The 21,274-nt window shown below is 62.9% G+C and carries 24 protein-coding genes, 1 tRNA gene and 1 pseudogene; 15 read left to right on the top strand and 11 right to left on the bottom strand.

The genetic code is table 11. The features are described from left to right. Positions 1-136: 136 nt before the first annotated feature. On the top strand, positions 137-793 hold the full coding sequence (locus FJ942_RS06875; protein ID WP_224619675.1) for a hypothetical protein: 657 nt from the start codon (positions 137-139) through the stop codon (positions 791-793). 100 nt (positions 794-893) lie between these two features. Beyond that, entirely contained in the window at positions 894-1,091 is a 198-nt protein-coding gene (locus FJ942_RS06870) for a hypothetical protein (RefSeq protein WP_140671259.1), read from the top strand. A 166-nt stretch (positions 1,092-1,257) separates the two neighbouring features. Here the strand turns inward: FJ942_RS06870 and FJ942_RS06865 are convergent, their stop codons facing one another. Then, entirely contained in the window at positions 1,258-1,689 is a 432-nt protein-coding gene (locus tag FJ942_RS06865; protein ID WP_140671372.1) for a helix-turn-helix domain-containing protein, read from the bottom strand. Positions 1,690-1,746: 57 nt separating this feature from the next. On the opposite strand from FJ942_RS06865, the gene FJ942_RS06860 reads away from it, so the two are divergent. The 6 genes and pseudogenes from FJ942_RS06860 to FJ942_RS29085 all read left to right on the top strand — a co-directional run. Beyond that, positions 1,747-2,727 (top strand): nitrilase family protein, encoded by a 981-nt coding sequence (locus tag FJ942_RS06860; protein ID WP_224619673.1) that lies wholly within the window; start codon positions 1,747-1,749, stop codon positions 2,725-2,727. 26 nt (positions 2,728-2,753) lie between these two features. Then, positions 2,754-3,932, top strand: a complete 1,179-nt coding sequence (locus FJ942_RS06855; RefSeq protein WP_140671257.1) for a hypothetical protein — start codon at positions 2,754-2,756, stop codon at positions 3,930-3,932. 16 nt (positions 3,933-3,948) lie between these two features. Continuing rightward, complete coding sequence (locus FJ942_RS06850; RefSeq protein ID WP_140671255.1) at positions 3,949-5,271, top strand: amidase; 1,323 nt, start codon at positions 3,949-3,951, stop codon at positions 5,269-5,271. A gap of 11 nt (positions 5,272-5,282) precedes the next feature. Beyond that, on the top strand, positions 5,283-5,678 hold the full coding sequence (locus FJ942_RS06845; RefSeq protein ID WP_140671252.1) for a tautomerase: 396 nt from the start codon (positions 5,283-5,285) through the stop codon (positions 5,676-5,678). Positions 5,679-6,473: 795 nt separating this feature from the next. Next, complete coding sequence (locus tag FJ942_RS06840; RefSeq protein ID WP_140671369.1) at positions 6,474-6,722, top strand: hypothetical protein; 249 nt, start codon at positions 6,474-6,476, stop codon at positions 6,720-6,722. A gap of 12 nt (positions 6,723-6,734) precedes the next feature. Continuing rightward, positions 6,735-7,727 (top strand): annotated as a pseudogene (locus FJ942_RS29085) (tyrosine-type recombinase/integrase); the annotation flags it as partial. A 191-nt stretch (positions 7,728-7,918) separates the two neighbouring features. Here the strand turns inward: FJ942_RS29085 and FJ942_RS06830 are convergent. Continuing rightward, positions 7,919-7,994, bottom strand: a tRNA-Ile gene (locus FJ942_RS06830). A 145-nt stretch (positions 7,995-8,139) separates the two neighbouring features. Between FJ942_RS06830 and FJ942_RS06825 the strand changes: the two genes are divergently transcribed. After that, positions 8,140-8,850, top strand: a complete 711-nt coding sequence (locus tag FJ942_RS06825) for an SIMPL domain-containing protein (protein WP_140524832.1) — start codon at positions 8,140-8,142, stop codon at positions 8,848-8,850. Between the two features lie 16 nt (positions 8,851-8,866). Then, complete coding sequence (locus FJ942_RS06820; RefSeq protein WP_140897389.1) at positions 8,867-9,061, top strand: hypothetical protein; 195 nt, start codon at positions 8,867-8,869, stop codon at positions 9,059-9,061. A gap of 56 nt (positions 9,062-9,117) precedes the next feature. On the opposite strand, the gene FJ942_RS06815 is transcribed toward FJ942_RS06820, so the two are convergent. Continuing rightward, positions 9,118-9,474, bottom strand: a complete 357-nt coding sequence (locus FJ942_RS06815; RefSeq protein WP_140897388.1) for a hypothetical protein — start codon at positions 9,472-9,474, stop codon at positions 9,118-9,120. 280 nt (positions 9,475-9,754) lie between these two features. Further along, positions 9,755-10,201, bottom strand: a complete 447-nt coding sequence (locus FJ942_RS06810) for a YcgN family cysteine cluster protein (RefSeq protein ID WP_140897412.1) — start codon at positions 10,199-10,201, stop codon at positions 9,755-9,757. A 197-nt stretch (positions 10,202-10,398) separates the two neighbouring features. Here FJ942_RS06810 and FJ942_RS06805 point away from each other — a divergent pair, with 197 nt between their 5' ends. After that, positions 10,399-12,585 (top strand): OmpA family protein, encoded by a 2,187-nt coding sequence (locus FJ942_RS06805; protein WP_140897387.1) that lies wholly within the window; start codon positions 10,399-10,401, stop codon positions 12,583-12,585. A 364-nt stretch (positions 12,586-12,949) separates the two neighbouring features. Here the strand turns inward: FJ942_RS06805 and FJ942_RS06800 are convergent, their stop codons facing one another. From FJ942_RS06800 to FJ942_RS06790, 3 genes are all read right to left on the bottom strand, one after another. Then, the gene (locus tag FJ942_RS06800; protein WP_140897386.1) at positions 12,950-13,816 is read right to left on the bottom strand and encodes an NAD(P)-dependent oxidoreductase; all 867 of its coding nucleotides are present in this window, start codon (positions 13,814-13,816) and stop codon (positions 12,950-12,952) included. Between the two features lie 186 nt (positions 13,817-14,002). Beyond that, the gene (locus FJ942_RS06795) at positions 14,003-14,683 is read right to left on the bottom strand and encodes a helix-turn-helix transcriptional regulator (protein WP_140516725.1); all 681 of its coding nucleotides are present in this window, start codon (positions 14,681-14,683) and stop codon (positions 14,003-14,005) included. Positions 14,684-14,691: 8 nt separating this feature from the next. After that, positions 14,692-15,564, bottom strand: coding sequence for a S1C family serine protease (locus FJ942_RS06790; RefSeq protein ID WP_140686124.1), 873 nt, complete (start codon positions 15,562-15,564; stop codon positions 14,692-14,694). A 168-nt stretch (positions 15,565-15,732) separates the two neighbouring features. Here FJ942_RS06790 and FJ942_RS06785 point away from each other — a divergent pair, with 168 nt between their 5' ends. Then, a complete protein-coding gene (locus FJ942_RS06785) occupies positions 15,733-16,683 on the top strand; it encodes a trypsin-like peptidase domain-containing protein (RefSeq protein ID WP_140675495.1) in 951 nt (316 codons plus the stop codon). 8 nt (positions 16,684-16,691) lie between these two features. Here FJ942_RS06785 and FJ942_RS06780 read toward each other — a convergent pair whose 3' ends face one another. Continuing rightward, positions 16,692-17,117 carry a VOC family protein gene (locus tag FJ942_RS06780; protein WP_140818113.1) on the bottom strand — a complete coding sequence of 142 codons (426 nt, stop codon included), beginning with the start codon at positions 17,115-17,117 and terminating at the stop codon, positions 16,692-16,694. 66 nt (positions 17,118-17,183) lie between these two features. On the opposite strand from FJ942_RS06780, the gene FJ942_RS06775 reads away from it, so the two are divergent. Continuing rightward, entirely contained in the window at positions 17,184-17,777 is a 594-nt protein-coding gene (locus FJ942_RS06775; protein WP_140555972.1) for a TetR/AcrR family transcriptional regulator, read from the top strand. Positions 17,778-17,819: 42 nt separating this feature from the next. Here the strand turns inward: FJ942_RS06775 and FJ942_RS06770 are convergent, their stop codons facing one another. Then, positions 17,820-18,773, bottom strand: a complete 954-nt coding sequence (locus FJ942_RS06770; RefSeq protein ID WP_140897385.1) for a LysR family transcriptional regulator — start codon at positions 18,771-18,773, stop codon at positions 17,820-17,822. Between the two features lie 108 nt (positions 18,774-18,881). Between FJ942_RS06770 and FJ942_RS06765 the strand changes: the two genes are divergently transcribed. Next, positions 18,882-19,517 carry an FMN-dependent NADH-azoreductase gene (locus FJ942_RS06765; protein ID WP_140495902.1) on the top strand — a complete coding sequence of 212 codons (636 nt, stop codon included), beginning with the start codon at positions 18,882-18,884 and terminating at the stop codon, positions 19,515-19,517. A gap of 55 nt (positions 19,518-19,572) precedes the next feature. Here FJ942_RS06765 and FJ942_RS06760 read toward each other — a convergent pair whose 3' ends face one another. Then, positions 19,573-19,872 (bottom strand): AzlD family protein, encoded by a 300-nt coding sequence (locus FJ942_RS06760; protein ID WP_140495903.1) that lies wholly within the window; start codon positions 19,870-19,872, stop codon positions 19,573-19,575. After that, positions 19,869-20,606 carry an AzlC family ABC transporter permease gene (locus FJ942_RS06755; protein WP_140555975.1) on the bottom strand — a complete coding sequence of 246 codons (738 nt, stop codon included), beginning with the start codon at positions 20,604-20,606 and terminating at the stop codon, positions 19,869-19,871. The genes FJ942_RS06760 and FJ942_RS06755 overlap by 4 nt, the downstream gene beginning before the upstream one ends. A gap of 171 nt (positions 20,607-20,777) precedes the next feature. On the opposite strand from FJ942_RS06755, the gene FJ942_RS06750 reads away from it, so the two are divergent. Continuing rightward, the gene (locus FJ942_RS06750) at positions 20,778-21,236 is read left to right on the top strand and encodes an Lrp/AsnC family transcriptional regulator (RefSeq protein WP_140897384.1); all 459 of its coding nucleotides are present in this window, start codon (positions 20,778-20,780) and stop codon (positions 21,234-21,236) included. Positions 21,237-21,274: the final 38 nt, after the last annotated feature.

The raw sequence follows: 21,274 nt of genomic DNA, 5'->3' as shown, positions 1-21,274 counted from the left end.
TGTTCACTGTTGGGAGGATTGACACAGGAGGCGAACCATGGAACTTCGCTTGAACATTGAAGGTGCAACGCCCGAGGAACTGGCACGCGGGGTCGCGGCAGCCGAAGCAGTCTTCGCGCGCGCCGGCATTACGGCTTTGCAAGGCGCGGAAGGTTTGTTCGCGTTGGAAGGCTGGGATATCAAAGGCTTTCCGGAAGACGACCAGCCAACCGAGGACGAGGACCAGGCTGCTTCAGTCTGGATGGAAGCCGACGAGGCTGCGACAGCTGCATGTTGTGCGGGCTGGCCGGAGGATAAAGTTCCAAGCCATCAGATCATGGAATTGATCGACGTTCCCCGAACGCGGTTGCAATCCGAGGCGCTTCCGGACACGTGGCCGGCGCGCAGGCAGCTTTATCCTGACGTCGTCAAACGGCTGGAGGTTGCAGCTGGCCCGGACCGCCAGATCGATTTCGATATTGCCTTCGTTCTTGGTTGGGTGCCCGAGCGGCCGACGCTGGATCGGGTCGAGCCGCTTTCGGAAGATGGCGACCGTATCCCCTTCTTCACCAGCGACCTTGCCCAGGTTGAGGAAATGGCCCGCAAGGCGCTCAAGGACTGGAAGATCGAGATTGACCGAGATCCCTATGATGCCCACGTTTTCGACCCTGCAGCCGCCGATGATGGTGACGAATTGCGCATGGCGGCGTGGCGCGATTTCGACGGCTCCTTGCTTATGGAGAAGCCGCCTGCAAATCCTGCAATCGCGCTGACCCTAGCAATGATGCGCGGCCAATCCATGCATTTCGAATAATGGTGAACGGCAATGACATGACCGCGATCGTCTATCGATCGTGCTTTGGCACTCCGGCCGAGCGGCTGACGAGGCCACACCGCGTCTGAGGAGAGAGACGATGTCAGAAAAACCACCCTATATGCCGACCGGCATTGGAATGGGCATGATGAGCGACGACGAGATCAAGGTCGGCGTTCTGATATTCGAAACAGCGCAAGGTAACTTCGACTTCGCCGTCAATCTGCAGGCAGTCGATGTCCTCACGAAGGCAATCAATAAGATCGAGATGCATCTCCGCTCCGGCCGGACGCACTGAGTGTCCGACGATGTGCCAGATCAGAAAAAGCCGAAGCTGATCCTTGTCGTGGCATAGGACCGCGGCGACGATGGCGACCGGTTCACCGCATACGGCCCGACCGACCAGCAAAGCGAGGACCGGCGATCCGCACGGCAAAGGCGCTGGCTTCAAACCATCTCGGTGTCTAAGCACCAACCTTGCGCACCTCGGTCGAGGACGCATCAACCGGGCGCCCTTCGGCATTGCGAAGAATTAGGGGGGCGACTGGTTGGCCGCTAGCCTTTTCCACGAGCACTGAATGCGCTTCGCCAGGGTTGAAGCAATGAGCCTCTCCCCACTGCCTCAGTCCCACCACCACGGCGAATAGACCACGCCCCTTTTCAGTCAGCACATAGTCGCTGTGCGCCCCACCGTCTTTTGGCTTTTCTGAGCGTAAGATGTCGGCCTCTTCAAGCGCCTTTAGCCGGGCTGCAAGAATACCCTTCGATATCCCCAGGTTGCGTTGGAACTCCCCAAAGCGGCGCATGCCATCAAATGCGTCACGCACGATCAACAGGCTCCACCAGTCGCCGATGACATCCAGAGCCCGAGCCACCGGGCATTCGGCCTTCTCCATGCTCTTGCGCTTCACGCGGCTTCTCCAAATCACCCAAATGTGGTTCTATAATAGTACTTGACATCTTTTTTGCAAATGGTTCTATCATGGAACCACCAGCAGAAAGGGTCTCTTATGTCCAAACATCAAGACGAGATTGGGAAGGCGGTCGAACCGCGCCGCAACAGCCCGGTACGGGTAGCAGTGGTTCAATTCAATCCCCAGGTTGGATTGGAAAATCGCAAGGCCAATCTTGCCGCCGTCCAGCAGCGCCTCGAAACAGCCGCAGCAGAAGGAGCAGATCTCATCGTCCTGCCGGAGCTTGCCACGACCGGCTATACCTTCTTCTCGCGCGAAGAGGCGTTTGCCCATTCCGAACCTGTTCCGTCCGGCACCACGGTCCGGGGATGGGAAGAGCTCGCCAAAGCCAAAGGCGTTTACATCGTTGGCTGCTTGCCCGAGTTGGACGGAGCCAAGCTCTACGATACTGCCGTTCTGGTGGGACCGGAGGGCTACATCGGGAAATACCGCAAGACCCATCTGTGGAATGAGGAAAAGCTGTTCTTCACTCCTGGAGATCTAGGCTATCCCGTGTTCGACACGCGGATCGGCCGTATCGGTCTTCTCGTCTGCTGGGACATCTGGTTTCCCGAGACAGCTCGCATCGTCGCGCAGCAAGGCGCCGACATCATTTGCATTCCTACCGGTTGGGTATGGACGCCTCCGCCCCTCTACGATGCGAGCGGCACCTGCATGGCCGCCTATCTCACCATGACGGCAGCGCATGCCAATAACGTTTTCATCGCGACCGCCGACCGCATTGGTGTAGAACGCACCTCCGGCTTCATGGGCAATTCGCTCATTGCCGCAACCAACGGCTGGCCAGTTGGCCGCATCGCCGGACCGGATGAGGACACAATCCTCTACGCCGATATCGACCTCGTCGAAAGCCGCACGGCGCCCATCTGGAACCAGCTCAACGATCTACATCGCGATCGGCGCGTCGATCTTTACGACCAGATGCTGGGCTATCGGGGCGGCAATCCGCACCCCCGCTGAAAAACAATAATGGGAGGAAAGACAAAATGGAGACGCCCTCAATTGGCGGGCGCAGGCCTCGTTTGCCAGCAATCGCCTTGCGTATGCCAGTGGCCACCGGTTCCGGCATCGTCGTCCTCACGATCGCTCTGTTATGGCCGGACAAAGGTAGCTACACCCCTTGGAGCGGCGAAGCCGCTCCAATTGGTGACCTCGCCAGATGGCTCCTCTCGGCGTGGACTGAGCCGGCGTTCTATACGTGCGCGTTCGCCGGAGCGGGGCTGCTCATCGGAGCGATATTTGCCTACTATCTGGAGGCGGCCCGATCTCCTTGGCGGGGCATCGGCCTAGCCTGTGGCTCGGGCCTATGGCCATGGACGGTGGCTAGCTCCCTGCTTGGTCTCGTTTTCAGCAATATCGCCTGGGGTTGGACACTCCGCGACACCGGCACGTGGCAGCCTACCTTCGTGGCTGTAGTGTCGGTCGCGCCGACCATCGTACTCACTTATGGAGCGGGCTGGAGACCAGCGCTGACTGGAGCGGTGCTATCCGCCGTCCTCGTCGCACCATTGTCCATCGCGGCCACGCATCTCGTTTGCCGCCCGCTCGGATTGCCGCTTGTCGCGGGTGTGACCGGAGGCATGGCGATCGGCGCGTTCCTTTCATTTGCGGTCTGCCATTTCCTGCCTTGGCTGTCCTCCTATTCCGTGCAGACCGGCGGAGCAAAGGCACAAGAGGTAAAGGCGCCTGATCGCGGCCTTGCTTGGGCGCTCCGCCGGATGCTCGCTGATTTCTCCGAGGCACAGTTCTTTGGCAATGAATGGGCAAGTATCGGCCTGATCCTGGGGGCTGTGCTGGCGTACGTCGTCGCGCCCGGCGTGCCTGTCTATGGCAGTGGGCTATTGCCCATGGTGCTGACTGGGCAAGGTATCGCGGCTATGATCGGTATGACGCTCTGGCATCGCAAATGGACTCAGAGCGGCTTTTATCCAACGTTCGTACCAATCGTCTCCGTGGTGCCTGCGGCAACGCTGGCGTTTGGAGGGGCGACCATGCCGGTGCTGGGCAGCGCCGTGCTTGGCGCCATCATCGGGGCGCCGCTTGCCGCCGCGATTTCGGCCCGGCTGCCAGAGGGCTTCCATCCCTTCATCGGCAATGTGGCATCAATGGCCATCAGCACCGTCGCCATCATCCCGGCGCTCGGCCTGCGCTTCACCGCGTCATGAGTATGAGGCCTGAAGCATGACCCATTCACCACGCCCGTCATCCAACACCGGTCCAGCTTTCTCGCATCGTGACCGGGTAGGCCAATGCCTCGCGCGCATCGCCGATCCTGCCGGTGAAGGTTCGAAAGCCTTTCTCACAGTCTGGAATGAGGAAGCTCGGATTGCAGCCGAAAGCCTCGATAGGTTAAACGATGCCGGCTACCGTTCTGCGCTCGATGGCCTGCCGGTCTCCATCAAGGATCTGCTCGACGTAAAGGGCGAGGTCACGCGCGCGGCAGCGCGTCCTCTCGACGACACGTTGCCGGCGCGTGAAGACGCACCAGTGGTGGCACGCCTCAAGCAGGCTGGCGCGATCCTGATAGGTCGCACGAATATGACCCCGTTCGCTTACTCCGTCGTCGGCCTCAACGGTCATTTCGGGACGCCAGGCAACCCGGTTGATAGGACCCGAACCCCTGGTGGCTCCTCCTCCGGCGCTGCGGTGTCGGTTGCGACCGGCATGACCGCAGCGGCGATCGGTTCCGACACGGTCGGCTCTATTCGCGTGCCGGCGGCACTTTGCGGGGTCGTAGGGGTGAAACCAACGCAACGCGCCGTACCCCTGGATGGCGCCTTCCCGCTGTCCACGACGCTCGACAGCATTGGTCCGCTCGCACGAACGGTCGAGGATTGCGCAAGGGTGTTGGCTGTGATCTCCGGAGGCCAATTGCAGTTATGGCAGCGAACGAATGTCGAGGGTGTCCGCCTAGCTCTCCCCGGCGGCCGCTTCCTTGAAAGCCTTGACACGACGGTATCGGGTGCCTTCGAACGAGCCTGTCGGCGACTGAGTGCGGCCGGCGCCCTCATCCGCGATCAAACCTTCGAAGCCCTGGAAGCAGCAGCCGACGGCTCTCTAGCGCGCACAATACAATCCGTTGAAGCCTTTACCACGCACGAAGCGCTGCTAGCCCGCCGCGGCGGGGATTATGATCCCCGCATCCGTGCCCGCATCCTTCAGGGGCGAGAAGTTTCAGCTGCGGACTATGTCCGCGCGATCCGGATACGCTCCGGGCTCATGGCAGCATTCATGGCGGACATGGCGGAGGTCGACGCCCTCATCTTGCCGACTGTGCCGGTTGTGGCGCCCCGCTTCACCGAATGCGAGTCGGATGAAGACGGCGTTCGCATCCGACTCCTGAGGAACACGGCGCCCTTCAACGTCCTCGACGCCTGCGCCGTCACCCTGCCAATCCAGGACCCGGGCGAACTGCCGGTCGGCCTCATGCTCGCAGCACCGCCCGGGCGTGATGCTCAGCTCATTGACATCGCACGCGCCATAGAAGCCGCGCTTCGCACATAAGGAGAAACCCGATGCCCTATCTACAACTCGATGTCTCACGGGCTTACCCGACCGACGTCAAACGTGAACTCGCACGTCAATTGGGCGAGATTTATAGCCGCATCATGCAGGCCGACGTGCGGCGCATTTCGATCGCGATTCGCGAATTGGGCGAGGGCGGACTATGGCGATGCACCGGAGAGGAGCCCTACCCCGCCGCTTTGCTCATGTGTGACATCCGTCGCGGACGCCCGGCCGAGCAGCGTGCCATGCTCGCGGAGGCTCTAGTCCGCGCCTGCATGGAGAGCCTCAAGCTGATGATCAACGAAGTCAATGTCGAGTTCACGCAGCATGCGGGGGACGAAATGTACCACCCGATGCTCGGCGGTGTCAGCGATGACTGGTCCGAGAACGAAGCCAGTAGCTGATACACGCCGTTGGGACGACGTGACGGGCCGATAGCGGCGGTCTATCTGCACCCGCTACGCGCCGAGTTCGCCGACGGTCCAGGTGATGGTCGCTGCAACAACAAGGCTTTCCCGGAAGCCGAGACCGAAATGGCTCAAGGCACAAGGTTGATGCTGAGCATTGTCGTCGAACTCACGAGCGCCAATCGGACCGTGTCGAAATCGCAAGAAGAAGAAGCGAAGGCATGACCTCGACCGCAGGCGCTCAGGCAGCATGCGCAAGGTCTTTCCTGGACTGATCGAAGCCGATCCGCAGAAGGCCTGGGAAATACTCCATCGCGGCCGAGGAATTCATCACCGACAGTCGAAAGAAGAGAGGACCCAAACTGGACTGACGGGCCACGCCGCAAGCTGTCCCAAGCTTTCGATGGCGGTGTCGCTTCTGCGCCTGCATCGCTCGGATTGTGACCTTCCAACATGGCGGGCACATTTCTAGGACGTCAATAATCACCTAGACAGGAGCGTCGTCCTGGATGACGCGACGAAGCGCCGTCACATGATGCCAGCTGTGAGCCAAGTGACTAAGCCTACGGGCGGCAACGAAGTGCAAAATGCGGCGAGGCTGAGTGGGGGGAAAGGCGGTAGAGCTCTCTGGACCGCCCCCCGAACTCGCACAACCATCCTATTTATACGCCCTGACCGCCATTCAACGCACAGTCTGATCGGATCCCTTCCGGCGCTGGCTGATACAATCCAGATCTTGATCTCTGAATGGAAGCCCACGCACAAGCACGGGCGCATGCCAACAGCGAGATCATGAAAAGCGACACCCTTTCCTATCCTCCTCGGGGTCTCTCACGCGAAGAAGCGGCTCGATATGTTGGCGTGGGCATAACCAAATTTGACCAGATGGTTGCTGACCGCCGCATGCCGAAGCCGAAGAAAGTTGACGGCCGCGTGATTTGGGATCGCCTTAAACTCGAAGCGGCGTTTGCCGAACTACCTGGAGACGATCATGAGAATATCGTCGACTTCCTGTTGCAAGGGAATCACCGCAGGGAATAGATTCACTCCGCTATGACCGACAAATATCCCGGCCTGTCCTCCTACACCGATCGCCACGGAAAACTACGCTGGCGCTATCGGACGAAGGAGCGTGTGGTTGGTCTGCCTGCTCCCAACCAGCCGGGATTCAAGGACGCATATCAGGCAGCGGTCGAAGGCCGGAAAGTCCCCAAGGCCCCTGTCGTCCAAATGCCTGGAGCCGCCCTGCCCGGCACGTTTGGAGCGGCCTTTCAACGATTGAAGGTTTCGGTCAAGTGGTTGGCGCTTGACGAAGCCAGCAAACGCAAGAACATGCGGCTGATTGAAGAATTTCTAGAACTGCGGGTGGTCCCAGATCACCCCCTTATCTGGCGCGACGTACCGGTTAAGAACCTTAGACGTATCCATATTGAGGAGCTTCTTGGGCGCTTCATAGCCACACCCCATAAGGCCAAGCACCTGCTGGTGGGCATACGCAAGCTGGTCTATGTCGCACTGCGGCAAGATTGGATTGAAATCGACCCCACTGCGGCAGTCGAGTGGCGCCCGGCCTATGCGGGTTGGAAAGCCTGGTCGCGCGAGGCGATGGCGCAATTTGAAAAACGTTGGCAGCTCGGCACTGCGGCACGCACGTGCTACGGACTGGCGCTTTGGCTGGGCAACCGCCGCGGCGACGTTGCGGGCCTGCGCTGGGACCAGAGGGTCACCCGCCGTGTCTTCATCGATGGCGTCGAGCGTCACTTCGACGGGTTTGATATCGTTCAGGGCAAGAACAAGGGACGAACAGGCGGCAAACGCCTGTTCGTGCCGATCACACCGATGCTGTCCGAGATTCTGGATGCGGCTGACAGGCGCGGCGAGACCGTCCTGGTCAACGCCTATGGTCAGCCCTTCTCCGCCAAGTCCTTGACTGGAATGATGGCGCATTGGTGCAACCTTGCCGGTCTTCCGAAGGGCCTTACCCTGCATGGTTTGAGGAAATCGCTCGGTGTGTATCTGGCGGAGGCCGAGGCCTCGACCAGGCAGATGATGGACGTGCTCGGGCACGAGGATATCGATCATGCGGAGCTCTATTCGCGCGAGGCATCGCAGGTACGGTTGGCGGTTCAGGGCATGGATCGAGTCGTGCGGCTGGTCACGCGCAAGCCGATGCTTGGCGAACCTGTTGGCGAACCTCGTGGCGAACCACCCTATAAAACGTTGATAAATAACGAAAATGGTGGGCCCGGAGGGACTCGAACCCCCAACCAAGCGGTTATGAGCCGCCGGCTCTAACCATTGAGCTACAGGCCCCACGCGGGCTGGATTAATGTTTTTCGCATCGCGGCACAAGGCTTTCCGGGACCGCTGGTCACAATCGTCCAAATCAGCCCATAATCGCGCCATAAGGAGCCGCGTGCGCCCGCTGGGCGCGGATATGCTTACCCGAGGAGATTTCATGACCAGACCTCTTTTGCCCCTCGCACTCGCCGCCGCCATCGCCTTTCCGGCGCTGGCCGCGGCCGCTGAGTCGCCGACACCGCCCCGTATCGTGGTTTCGGGCGAAGGGGCGGCGACTGTAGCGCCCGACCTGGCGGTCCTGACGCTCAGCGTCATGCGCGAAGCCAAGACGGCGCGCGCCGCACTGGATGCCAACAACGACGCCATGGCGGCCGTGATCGCCGCGATGAAGTCGGCCGGCATCAAGGACCGCGACCTCCAGACCGCGGGCATCCAGATCAATCCGCGCTATAACTACACAAACAAGCCCGACGGCGGCCAGGAGGCCGAATTGATTGCTTACCAGGTAACCAACACACTGTCGGTGCGCGTGCGCGACGTCGACAAGACCGGTGAGATCCTCGACAAGGCGGTGTCGCTGGGCGTCAACCAGGGCGGCGGCATCGTCTTCACCAACGACAATCCGGCTGCCACCGTCACCGAAGCGCGCAAAAAGGCGGTGGCCGATGCCATGGCCAAGGCCAAGACGCTGGCGGAAGCAGCCGGCGTCAGTATAGGCCGGGTGATCGAAATCACTGACCAGAACATCGCGCCGCCACCGATGCCGATCAACGCCAAGGCCTTCGACGCGGCCGTCGGTGCTGCTCCGGTGCAGGCCGGCGAGAACGCCTACAATGTCCAGGTCACCGTTACCTTCGAACTGAAATAAGCGTCTTCGATGGTCCATGGCCGAGCCCGACCCTGAACCGTCCGCCGTGGTGCATGAAAAAACCCGCGGGATCGCTCCCGCGGGTTTTTTGAGCCGCATTCTTCCCGAAGGAAAGCGGCTCCACTACTCCAGACCGACCTTCGCAGAAGGTCGTGTCTCCAGACTGATCCTGACAGGATCGATCTTCGCAGAGGGTGGTGTCTGCGACTGACCCCGCAGAAGATCATGCCGCTACCAACCCTCGCAGAAGGTCGCGCCTTAAGAGGCTCAGCGGTTGATGATCGGGCAACCACGCTCATTGGCGAACACGATGACGACGCGGTCGCCATACTGGCGGCCCATCACCTTGACCGTGCGGCGGCTGACGTCGACGACGCGGGCACGGCGCAGCCCCATGCGTTCGGCCTTGTTCAGGGCCCAGTCGGGCGAACAGCCGCGGCGCCAGTCGTCGCGGCGTTCATCGCGGCGGTGGCGATAGCCGTCATCGCCGGCATAGACGCCGAAGCGCGGATCGTTGTTGTTGCCGAAGCCCAGGTAAAGGCTGTCGGCATGGGCGGGAACGGCCGCCAGCGTACCGAGGCCGACGAGGGCCGAAAGTGCTGCCGTTTTCACCGTGTTGAACATGGTCTTCTCTCCTTGTTGCGGGCTCTCGCCCGTCCTCTTGAAATCGATGATGGGAGAATGCACCCGCCTGTCTGAACTATTTACGAACCCGCCGTTCATCCGCGGTTCATGTGGCGGAAAAAGGAAGCTTCTGCCGGTTTTCCAACAATGTGCCCCAAACGTCTCGCATGGTTCCTGGTTCCTGCGCGCCCTTGCGGACACCGGCCTCAGGGCTCGGCATACCGATGCGAGCCAGGCTCCGCATATCGATGCGCGCTATGGCTCGTCATCCCGATGCGAGCTATGGCTCGTCATCGAGCATATAGTCGAAATAATCCTCCGGCTCGGCCAGGTCCGTCTCGCTGGCCTTGACCCGGCCGCGCATCGACATGCCGGCCTCATGCACCGTCTCGGCACTGCCCGACACCAGACAGTGCCACCAGTAGAGATCGCGCCCCTCCGCGACCAGCCGGTAGGCGCAGGTGCTGGGCAGCCAACTGATGGTGCGTACGTTTTGCGGCGTCAGCCCGACGCAATCGGGAACGCGCGCCAGCCGGTTGTGATAGTCCGAACAGCGGCATGTCTGCGCGTCGAACAGGCGGCAGCCGACGCTGGTCCAGTAGATGTCGCCAGTATCCTCGTCCTCGAGCTTCGACAGGCAGCATTTGCCGCAGCCGTCGCAGAGCGATTCCCACTCGGCCGGGCTCATTGCTTCCAGCGTCTTTGTTTTCCAGAACGGCGTTTCCATCTCCGGCATGTGGCCCCAGCCGCCGCGAAGGTCAAGCAGGGCAAAGGCTGGAATGGGGCGGCACCCCCGTCGAAAGACATGAAGTTGCCTTCAAAAGGCCGGCCAATCGCCCCGTACGGTCCCTAACCATGAGCCGCCGGAACCAATTTCGTTAAAATCGGTTTCGGCAAGGATGGGACCCCACAAGGAGAATTTCGATGAAACGCCAACCACGGATTCTGGCAGGCACCGCACTCGGCCTGCTGATAGCATCCGCGCCGTTGGGCGCATCCCCGCTTCAGGGAAGTGCCGCGTTCGGCCCCATGCGAGACAGCGCAATGCCGCTGGTCCTGGCCCAGGACACCCAGACTGACGATGCACAGCAGAGCGACCAGGAACTGCTACGCAAGAAGAAGCGCGATCAGCAACAACAGCAGACCGAACAGGCACCCGCACAGCAGTCCGCGCCAGCCGCCGAGGAACAACAGCCACGCAGGAAGAAGCGCGATCAGCAGCAGGTCGAGCAGGCGCCGGCTGGTGAAGCCGCGCCCGCTGTCGAGGAACAACAACCGCGCAGGAAGAAGCGCGATCAGCAACAGCAGACCGAACAGGCCCCCGCGCAGCAGGCCGCACCAGCTGCCGAGGAACAACAGCCACGCAGGAAGAAGCGCGACCAGCAGCAGGTCGAGCAGGCGCCCGCCGGTGAAGCCGCGCCCGCTGTCGAGGAACAGCAGCCGCGCAGGAAGAAGCGCGACCAGCAGCAGCAGACCGAGCAGGCGCCAGCCGGTGAGGCAGCACCCGCCACCGAGGAACAGCAGCCGCGCAGGAAGAAGCGCGACCAACAACAGCAGACCGAACAGGCACCGGCGGGCCAAACGGAACCTGCCAACGACAACCAGCGCAAGAAGCGCAAACAGGAGCAGCAGGCCGAGCCCAGCGCCGTGCCGACACCGAAGGAAGCACCTGCCGCAGAAGCACCCAAGGCAGAACCGGCACCCTCAGGCGAGCGGCCGGCAGCCCAGGGCGAACAACACCAGGACAAGAGGAAAAAGAACGCCAGACAACCGGCTAGCGAGCAGCCGGCCAATGGCGAACAACAGCAAACCGGCAGGCAGCCTGCAACGGGCGAGCAGCCGGCCACGGGTGAACAGCCCAGTGCCGGCAAGGCCGCGCCTGTCCAGGGGCAAAACCCCGAGCAGGCCGAGACGCCCGCTGACAAGAACGCTGCCCCCATTCTCGACAGCCAGAAGGATGCCCGACGCCGCGGCCGCGGCGAGAACGGTCAGGCCAGCAGGAACCCCGCCAACCAGAATGGCGAGCAGCAAAATGGCGAGCAGCAGAATGGTGGGCAAAACGCCCGGCAGGGCGGTGCTCAGGGCCGCCAGCCCGCGGTCGCTCCCGTCGACCAGGGTCCGCCTCCGACCGACGATAGAGCTGCTCAGCAGGAGATCAAACCGGAAAAAATCGTCCCGGTTACCGAGGAGAAGGGCAAACGCCTCGAGCGCGCACCGGACGAGAACATCCGCGACCGCCGCCGCCCCAAGGGTGTCGACGTGCTCAAGGAGATCGGCGATCGCGTCATCATCCAGCTCAACGATCAGACATACGTTCAGAGCAGTGACCGCCCGCGCCTGACCCGCGGCGCCAAGGATGTCTACTATGAGGATCTGTCGCAAGGCCGCACGCGCGAGACAGTCGAGCGCGACAACGGCGTACAGATCGTCACTATCCGCAACCGCTACGGCGACATCATCCAGCGGTCGCGCATCATGCCCGACGGTCATGAGTATGTGTTGAGCTATGTCGACGAACGAAGCTACGACGACGATAATGATTGGCGCGATCCGGGCGACGACCTACCACCGATGCGGCTGACCATTCCGCGCCGGGACTACATCCTTGACTCCGAAGAGGTCGAAAGCCCGGACGACTACTATACCTTCCTCGAGCAGCCGCCGGTGGAGAAGGTGCAGCGCCTCTATTCGATCAACGAGGTCAAGCGTTCCGCGCGGGTGCGCGACATTGCCCGACGCATCGATCTTGACACGCTGAACTTCGAATTCGGCTCTTCCTCGATCTCCGATGCCGAGGTGCAGAAGCTCGAGGGTGTCGCCACGGCCATGGAGAAGCTGTTGAAGAAGAACCCGGCCGAGACCTTCCTGATCGAGGGCCACACCGACGCTGTCGGCACACCGGAGGCGAACCTCGCTCTGTCGGACCGCCGCGCCGAAGCGGTGGCCGAAGCGCTGACCAACGCCTTCGGCATACCGCCTGAAAACCTGACCACGCAGGGCTATGGCGAGGAATATCTGAAGGTCGACACCTCAGGCCCCAACCGCGAGAACCGGCGTGTCGCCATCCGTCGCATCACCTCGCTGGTGGCGCCGGTGGCGAGCAACAACTGACCAGGATCCGGGAGCCGGAAACCGGCTTTCGGAAAAGATCATGGTCGATCAAATGTCTGCATTTCCAGCCGCTTGAGCAGGCTTCTGGAATCAGATCGGCAAAAGGCCCATCCCGGCTGAACCGGGATGGGCGAGATCGCGGGCAACGGCCCAAGTTCAACAAGAATTGTCCTGGTGTTAGATCCCGCTCATTGAATCGCGAGTTTGCCTACCCCAGATTCAGGATCGGGCGTTCCCTGCCCCGTCCCGACTCCAGCGGGACGCACTGAGCCCCGCCGGCCCCCTCCGGCGGGGCTTTTTGCTCAGAGCAACTGCAGGAAAGTCTGAAACCGAGTTCCATCCGGAATTGCGCCTCGATACATCTTTAGAAAGCCGTCCTGATCTTCGTGTCGGAATTGGCAAACACCTCGTCCGGGACAAAAAAGTCGCCGGCCAGCGGCCCGGCCGCACCCGGCGCATACACCGAGAAATCGCTGATCCCCTCGGCGCGCAGCACTTCCTCGTCGATGTAGAAATTGCCGGTCGCTTCGCGTGATGGCCGCATGAAGATGGCATGCGCGGCATCGGCCATGATTTCGGGCGAACGGCTCATCGCGGCCACCGTCGCGCCGCCCAGAAGATTGCGCACCGCCGCGGTATCGATGGTCGAGATCGGCCACAGCGAATTGACCGCGATGCCGTCCTTGACGAACTCCGCGCTCATGCCCAGCGTGCACATGGACATGCCGAACTTGGCCATGGTGTAGGCGACATGATTCTTGAACCACTTGGCCTTCATGTCGAGCGGCGGCGCCAGATTCAGGATATGAGGATTCCCGGCCAACTTTAGGTGCGGAATGCACATTTTGGAAACGAGAAACGTGCCGCGCGTGTTGATCTGGTGCATCAGGTCGTAACGCTTCATGTCGGTTTCCAGGGTCCCGGTGAGCTGGATAGCGCTGGCATTGTTGACACAGATATCGATGCCGCCGAATTTTTCGACCGTCGTCGACACCGCTTCGGCTACTTGCGCCTCCTCGCGAATGTCGCACAGGACCGGCAGCGCCTTGCCGCCGGCTTGCTCGATCTCTTCAGCGGCGGTGTAGATCGTGCCCGGCAGCTTCGGATGTGGCTCAGCGGTCTTGGCCGCGATCGTCACATTGGCGCCGTCGCGCGCGGCGCGCAAGGCGATCGCCAGCCCGATGCCGCGCGACCCGCCGGAGATGAACAGCGTCTTTCCCTTGAGCGACATTTTTCCTCCGCTTGCTTGTCTCGTAGCGCGATCCTTGCCTGTGGCGGTCCCCGGATACAAGAGCTTGCGGCAGCGGCTGACGGTGACGCTGCGGAGGGTCCGTTCCTTGCCGCTGTAAATGATCTGGAGCTATAGGGGCAGCGCTGACTTTGACGATGATCGTCAAATCCTGGCTGAGACGTCACCCTAGACCAGCACCAGCCCCTGCCGCATCGCAATGGCGATGGCATCCGTTCGGTTGGCGGCGCCGAGCTTGATCAGGATCGCTGCGACGTGGAACTTCGCCGTATGCACGGAAATGTCGAGCCGCCGCGCGATTACCTTGTTGGGGGCGCCCTCGGCCAGCAGCGCCAGCACTTCCGCTTCTCGCGGCGACAGCGCCGGGCGGGCGGCATGCTCGTCGGGATGCTCCTCGTCGAAAAGGCCGTCGCCGCCAATATCGCCGCCGTGGAAATCATCGCGGCGGCCAGGAACGGATCCGCTGTCGCCAAAGACGCGGTAGCCGGCCGCCGCCAGCCTGGCGGCGGCCGCAATCAGCATTGCATCCGCCGCCGTCGGCAGCACGGCGAACACCTGCCCCTGCGGCCGTGCCAGGCCGGCCTGCGAAGACAACAGCACCCGCGCGGTCGCGGCGGGAACGGCGTCGCCCTTCCCTGTTCCCGCACCCGTGGGGCCGGCGGTCTCGTCGACGATGGCGACATCAACCGCTTCGCTGCTGCCCGGCGTCACCGGCAGCAGATCGTCGGTCGCGGCAAGCGACGCGGACAGCCGCTCGGCGCGCGCGGCATCACCGAGCGCGACCAGCACGACCAGCTGCCGCTCGCCGGTGCTGCTTTGCGTCATCTCGCCTGTCGCGATCGCGTCCATTAATCCTCTCAGCTGAGCGGCTTTTCGCCGACCGTCAGCGCCACGTCGCGCTGTTCTCCGCCGCGCACGACACCGAGCGTAACCGAAGCTCCGGCACTGTCGGGGCCGAGCCTGCGGATCAGCTCGCGCGGGCCGCTCACCGCCTCGCCGTTCCAGGCGACGATGATGTCGCCGAGGGAAAGGCCGGCGGCCTTGGCCGGACCGTTGTCATCAAGGCTCATGACGATGGCGCCGCGGGCCTCGCCGTCACGGATCGGATGCAGACCGGCGCCGAGATAGCCGCGGGCGACATGGCCTTTTTCGCGCAGCGTTGCGACCGCTCGCTCGATCGTCTCGTAAGGCATGACCAGCGCGCGGCCGCGCGGCCCGAACAACAGCATGCCGATCAGCGCGCCCTTGGCATCGAGCACCGGGCCGCCCTCGAAACGGCCGCCGGCGCCCACCGCCAGGTTGATGCGCCGGTCGATGGTGCCGCCGCGCATTGAGCGCCAGGCCGGGCCGACTTCGCCGACCGAGCCTGAAACTGCCAACGCCGAACCCCGGCTGTTGCCGATGGCGACGGCAATATTGCCGGGCCGCACCGCATCCGCTTTGGCCAACGGCTCGGCATTGGTAGCACCGGCCGGCTTGAGCAGGGCGACGCCGGTCGAGGGATCGCGGCCGACAAGATCGGCCTTCACCGTCTCGCCCGAAGCCAGCGTCAGCTCGATCTCCTCGCCGGCCTCGACGGCTTCCTCGGCGGCAACGAAGTAGCCGTCGCGCCAATGGAAAGCGCTCGCTGTGCGATGATTGTGGGTGGTGAAGCTCGCGGTCGCCGGTGCCGCCTTGGCTGCCAGATCGGCAATGGCTTCCGAAAAGGCACTTAGATTGAATTCGCTCATAGCAGTCTCCTGGGTTCATCCATGCCCCAGATATCGCGCGGCAGCGCGCTTGGAGATACTCGCCTGACGGCTAGTCGGCCGGGCGACTGGCCATCTGGTCAGGTCGCGGCGGATGAAGCCGCTCCGCACATATAGTCATCGTTGCGCCTGAAAACATGGAGCCTGCCAATGGCCGTTGCTGCCGCCAAATTCCAATCCGACGACGCGCTGCTCGACGCCTACTCGACGACGGTGGCCGATGCTGTCGACCGCATCGGCCCGGCTGTCTGCCGCATCGAGCGCATCGGTGGCCAGGGCGGGCATGGGTCGGGCTTCGTCATTGCGCATGATGGGCTCGTCGTCACCAACTTCCACGTCGTCGGCGATGCCAGAACGGTGCGCGTATCGATGCCCGACGGCGCCTCCAGCGAAGGCCGCGTGCTCGGCCGCGACGCCGACACCGACATCGCGCTGGTGCGCGCCGACGGCAGCTTTGCCGATGTCGCTCCGCTGGGCGATTCCAAGCGCCTGCGGCGCGGCCAGATCGCCATAGCCATCGGCAACCCGCTCGGCTTCGAATGGACCGTCACCTCGGGCGTCGTCTCGGCGCTCGGCCGCTCGATGCGCGCTTCCACCGGCCGGCTGATCGACGATGTCATCCAGACCGACGCCGCGCTCAACCCCGGCAATTCCGGCGGACCGTTGGTATCCTCGGCGGGCGAGGTGATCGGCGTCAACACCGCCATGATCCATGGTGCGCAAGGCATTGCCTTTGCCGTCGCCTCCAACACCGCCAATTTCGTCATTTCGGAGATCATCCGTTTCGGCCGCGTCCGTCGCGCCTTCATCGGGGTGTCGGCCGACACCGTCAACCTGCCCCGTCGCGCGGCCCTTCTGTCACAAGTATCGAGCAAGACCGCGGTTCGGCTGCGCGGCGTCGAGAAGGAGGGCCCTGCGGCCAGGGCCGGCCTCAGGGAAGGCGATATCGTCGCCGCGATAGACGGCCGACCGGTCACCGGCGTCGACGACCTGGTGCGTTTGCTCGACGCCGAGCGGATCGGCCGCGAGACGCGGTGCACGGTGGTGCGCCGCACCGGTGTCAGCCAGGTGACAGTGACGCCAGTGGCAAGGGCTGGTTGAGTTTCCACTCAGGCGCTCACTGCACCCTGCGCATACTGTGCCAGGAATTCCTCGCTTGGCGGGATCGGCTTGATGACATCGATCAGGACGCCGTTGGGATCCCTGGTGATGAAATGGCGCTGACCAAAAGGCTCGTCGCGCAGGGACCGAAGGATGGGCAGGCCGGCGGCTGTGATCCGCTCATAGACCGCATCGGGATCACGGACTTCGAAGTTGATCAGCAGGCCCGAGCTCCGACCCCGTCCCTCTTCCGGGATCGTCTCATGGTCGCCTCGCACGATACCGAGATTGACGCGCTTGCTCTCCACCGATTGCAGATGCACGTACCAGTCGCTCGTAAACAGCGGCCGGAAGGCGAAATGTTCGACATAGAACGCCGCTGTGCCGGCAACGTCCCCGGTCATCAGCACCGGATAATAGCTGGTCGTCTTCATCTTTCCTTCTCCCGTCAAGCAACATACAGTCTGCATGTAAATTGAATTAACATACAGGCTGCATGTATGCAACAGAGATCAGCGCGCCGTTCCAACCGTGACCGCACCGAGGCGACACGCGCCGATCTGATCGCCGCGGCGCGAAAACTGTTCATCGAAAAATCCTACGCCGAGACCGGCACACCAGAGATCGTCGCCGCGGCCGGCGTGACGCGCGGCGCGCTCTACCACCACTTCTCCGACAAGCAGGCGCTGTTCGGCGCCGTCGTCGAGCAGGAGGCAGAGGCCGTGGCGCGGGAGATCGAGGGCGCAGCGCCGCCTTCGCTCAATGCCCGCGACGCGCTCATTGCCGGCTCCGACGCCTATCTTGCCGCCATGCGCGCGCCCGGCCGCACGCGGCTCCTGCTGCTCGACGGCCCGGCCGTGCTCGGCCGCGCCGAAATGGACGCCATCGACAACCGCCATGGCAATCGCTCGCTGCGCGAAGGGCTGGTCGCGGCGATGCGGGCGCGGACCATAAAGAAGCTTCCGGCCGAAGCGACGACCGCCCTGCTCGCCGCCGCCTTCGACCGCGCGGCACTTGCCATTGAGGCGGGCGGTTCGGCCGAAGACTACCGCACCGTTCTCACGGCACTGATCGATGGGTTGTCCCGCGCGTGATCCGAGGCTTCCCGCCGATGAGATCCAGGGCAAAGGTTGGAATCAAATCTGTGCGCTGGAAATTTCCGGCTCTTCGTCGGGCACCTCGCCCGGCTCGAACTCGTTGAAGCAGCCAAGTTGGCGCTTGAACTGGTCGATCAGCCAGGCCGCCGCCGGCTTCGGGCTGCGGTCGGCGCGGTGCATGGCATAGAGCGGCGAACGCACCTCCCTGAAAGGCTCGAGGTCGAGTTCCACGAGACGGCCGGTAGCCAGATCGTCAGCGATCAGCCAACGCGGCAGCCCGCCCCAGCCCAGCCCCTCACGCATCAACATATGTTTGGTGCGCAGGTCCGTCAGTCGCCAGGTTCGGTAGGCGAAGACGCCAAAATCGCGCCCCTTGGTACGCTCGGACTGGTCGGTGACGACGAGTTGTGTGTGTTCGCGCGCGTCCTCGATCGCGACCGGTTTGGGCAGCAGCGCCAGCGGGTGGGTGGGCGCGGCTGCCAGCACTATCGACATGAAGCCTATACCCACCAGATGGACGTCGACATCGCCCAGCAGGCCGCCAATACCGAGATCGGCCTGGCCACCGACAACGTGGTCGGGGATTAGGCCGAGTGTGCCGATGTGCAGGCGCAGCATCACGGTCGGAAATTGCGCCTCGAACGCCTTGAGCACCCGCACCAGCACTGGCGAAGGCAGCGCCGCATCCACCGACAGCGCGACTTCCGCCTCCAGCCCCCGATGGTGACCATCGACGCGCGAGCGTATGCGGTGCAGCACGCTGATCATCCGCCGCGCGTCTTCCAGCATCGCCCGACCGATCTCGGTCAGCTGCGGCTCTCGCGTGCCCTCGCGCTCGAACAGCTTCAGCCCGAGTTGCGCCTCGAGATTGGCGATGCCGTAGCTGATGACGGATTGCGCCCGGTTGAGCTTGCGGCCGGCGGCGGAAAAACTGCCGGTGTCGGCAACGGCCACGAGGATCTGAAGCTGGTCGAGTGTCGGATTAGGCTGCATCATCGTATCTAATTAATGGATGGATCATATATAAAATATACCGGTTTATCTGATGGGTTAATAGCCCATATGTAGCGGGACAGTCCAATTCCACTGGAGAGACCCAACATGTCCATTCTTCTCGTCACGTCGAGCCCGCGCGGCGCTGCCTCGCACTCGACCCGTATCGCCACCGAATTCGCTCAGAAGCTGCTCGCAGCCGACCCGTCGAACACGCTTGTCGTGCGCGACCTTGTCGCCAATCCGCTGCCGCATATCGATACCGACTATGCGACCGGCATATATACGCCTGCCGAAGCCCGCACGCCGCGTCAGGCCGAAGTGGTCGGAGTCTCGGATGCCGTGCTCGACGAACTGTTTGCCGCCGACACGGTGATCCTGGCGACAGGCTTCATCAACTTCAACATCTCCTCGACGCTGAAGTCCTGGGTCGACCATGTCGCCCGTTCCGGCAAAACCTTTGCTTACGGCGAAAATGGCCCCAAAGGCCTCGTCACCGGCAAGAAGGTCTATATCGTGCTGGCATCCGGCGGCATCTACTCGGAAGGCGCGGCCGTGCAGTTCGATCACGCCGTTCCCTATCTGCGCTCGGTGCTCGGCTTCATCGGCATGACCGACGTCGACGTCATCCGCATCGAAGGCGTCGCCAAGGGTCCTGATGCAGTAAGCGAAGCGCTCGCCAAGGCAACCGCCAAGGTCGACGCCGTGGTGGCTGCCAGCCGGGATGTCGCGGCAGCCGCGTAAAAGCTCTGATTGCCAACCAGATCGAAGGCAGGCGCCCGCGCCTGCCTTTTTTGGCCTATCCAATGATGTGCCGCAGCAGTCCCGCCGAAGCGACCCCGATCAGCACGGTCGGCAGCATTGAAAATCGCGTGGCGGCAATCAGCGTGACGGCCAGAGCCAGAAGATCGGCCGGGTTTTTCGAGACGAAGGCAGGCGCGATCACCGAGATCAGCACGCAGCCGGGCGCCGCCTCCATCACGGCCGTTGCCCGCGCGCTGAGCACCCGATTGCGCAGCACGACATAGCCGCCGACGCGGCTGAGGTACGTGACACCGGCCATCAGCACGATGGTGAGAAGCGTCTGCGCGTCGATCATGCCTCATCCCTCCACAACAGCCAGGCCGAGACCAGCCCCGCCAGCGCGCCCGCCGCTACATACCAGGCGCCGGGAACGAAAAGGTAGGTCAGCGCCGCGATGATCAGACTGACCAGCCACGGCCGCGCAGCGGCAACATCCTTCCACATGCCGCGCAGCAGTACCAGGAAGACGGCCGCGAACGCCATGTCGAAGCCGTAGGTCTCGGCTTCGCCCAGCACCGGCCCGAGCAAGGCGCCAATTGTGGTGAAGGCCACCCAGGTCAGGTACATCGCCACTGCCGCGCCCATATAGTAGCGCGGGCTGAAGGCTGGCGCGACGCCGTCGGCGGCGCGCCGTTTGGCGTCGGCCAGGCCGAGCGCCCAGCTTTCGTCGCACATGAAGAACAGCGCGGAAAACGCCTTGCGCCGCGGCAGGTCGCGCAGGAACGGCGCCAGTGCCGCCCCCATCAGGAGATGGCGGCTGTTGACCAGGAAGGTAATGGCGACGATGAGCAGGACATGCGGCGGCGACGTCCACAGCTGGATCGCCGCGAATTCCGAGCCGCCGGCGAAGTTCAGTCCCGTCAGCAGCGACAGTTCTGCGGTGCTGAGCCCCCTTTGTGTGGCCTGTGCACCAAGCACCAGCGCATAAGGGATGGTGCCGAACAGCACGGGCGCGCAGGAGGCCACGCCCCGCCGGAACTCGGAGTTCAGTCCGCCGCCCGCCGCCGATCTGGTCTCTGCAATGCTCATGATCTTCCTCCGGCCGCGCCGCGCGGCCGCCTCTGCCGGTTCCGTTGGATGCCGCTGATGTCAGGGCAACCATAGCCGCCAGGCCTCGCAATTTGGTTGCGAAGATTGTTGTCTTTTACCAGATTTTGGCATCTTATGCCATGAATCAACAGATAAACGGAATTTAGAGCCATGAAACTTGACGAGATCGACAAGCGCATCCTGCGGGCACTGCAGCGCGACGGGCGCATGGCCAACAATGAACTGGCCGCTGAAGTCGGCCTGTCGCCGTCGCCGTGCCTGCGTCGCGTCAAGCTCCTGGAGGAGGCCGGCGTCATCGACCGCTACGTCGCAGTGCTCAATCCGGCCCGCATCGGCAAGGGCCTGACCTTCTTCACCCGCATCTGGCTGAAAGCGCAGGACGAAGACACGATCGAGCATTTCGCCACCGAAGTGGCCAAGCTGCCGCAGGTGATGGAATGTTATCTGATGCTCGGCGACTGCGACGCCATGGTGCGCGTGGTGGCGGCCGGCATCGACGACTACCGCCGCTTCCAGTCGGAACATCTCAGCCGCATCAGGGGCGTGCAGAACGTCAAGACCGACGTTCCCAGCCAGACCATCAAATACACATCGGAACTGCCGATCTAGGCGCCGGGGAATGGCCCATCCCGGACTGGATAAAAAAT

The organism is Mesorhizobium sp. B2-4-2, from assembly GCF_006442845.1.
Classification (GTDB): Bacteria; Pseudomonadota; Alphaproteobacteria; order Rhizobiales; family Rhizobiaceae; genus Mesorhizobium.
The sequence above is the reverse complement of the archived record's forward strand: the minus strand, read 5'-3'. Positions and strand labels throughout refer to the sequence as shown.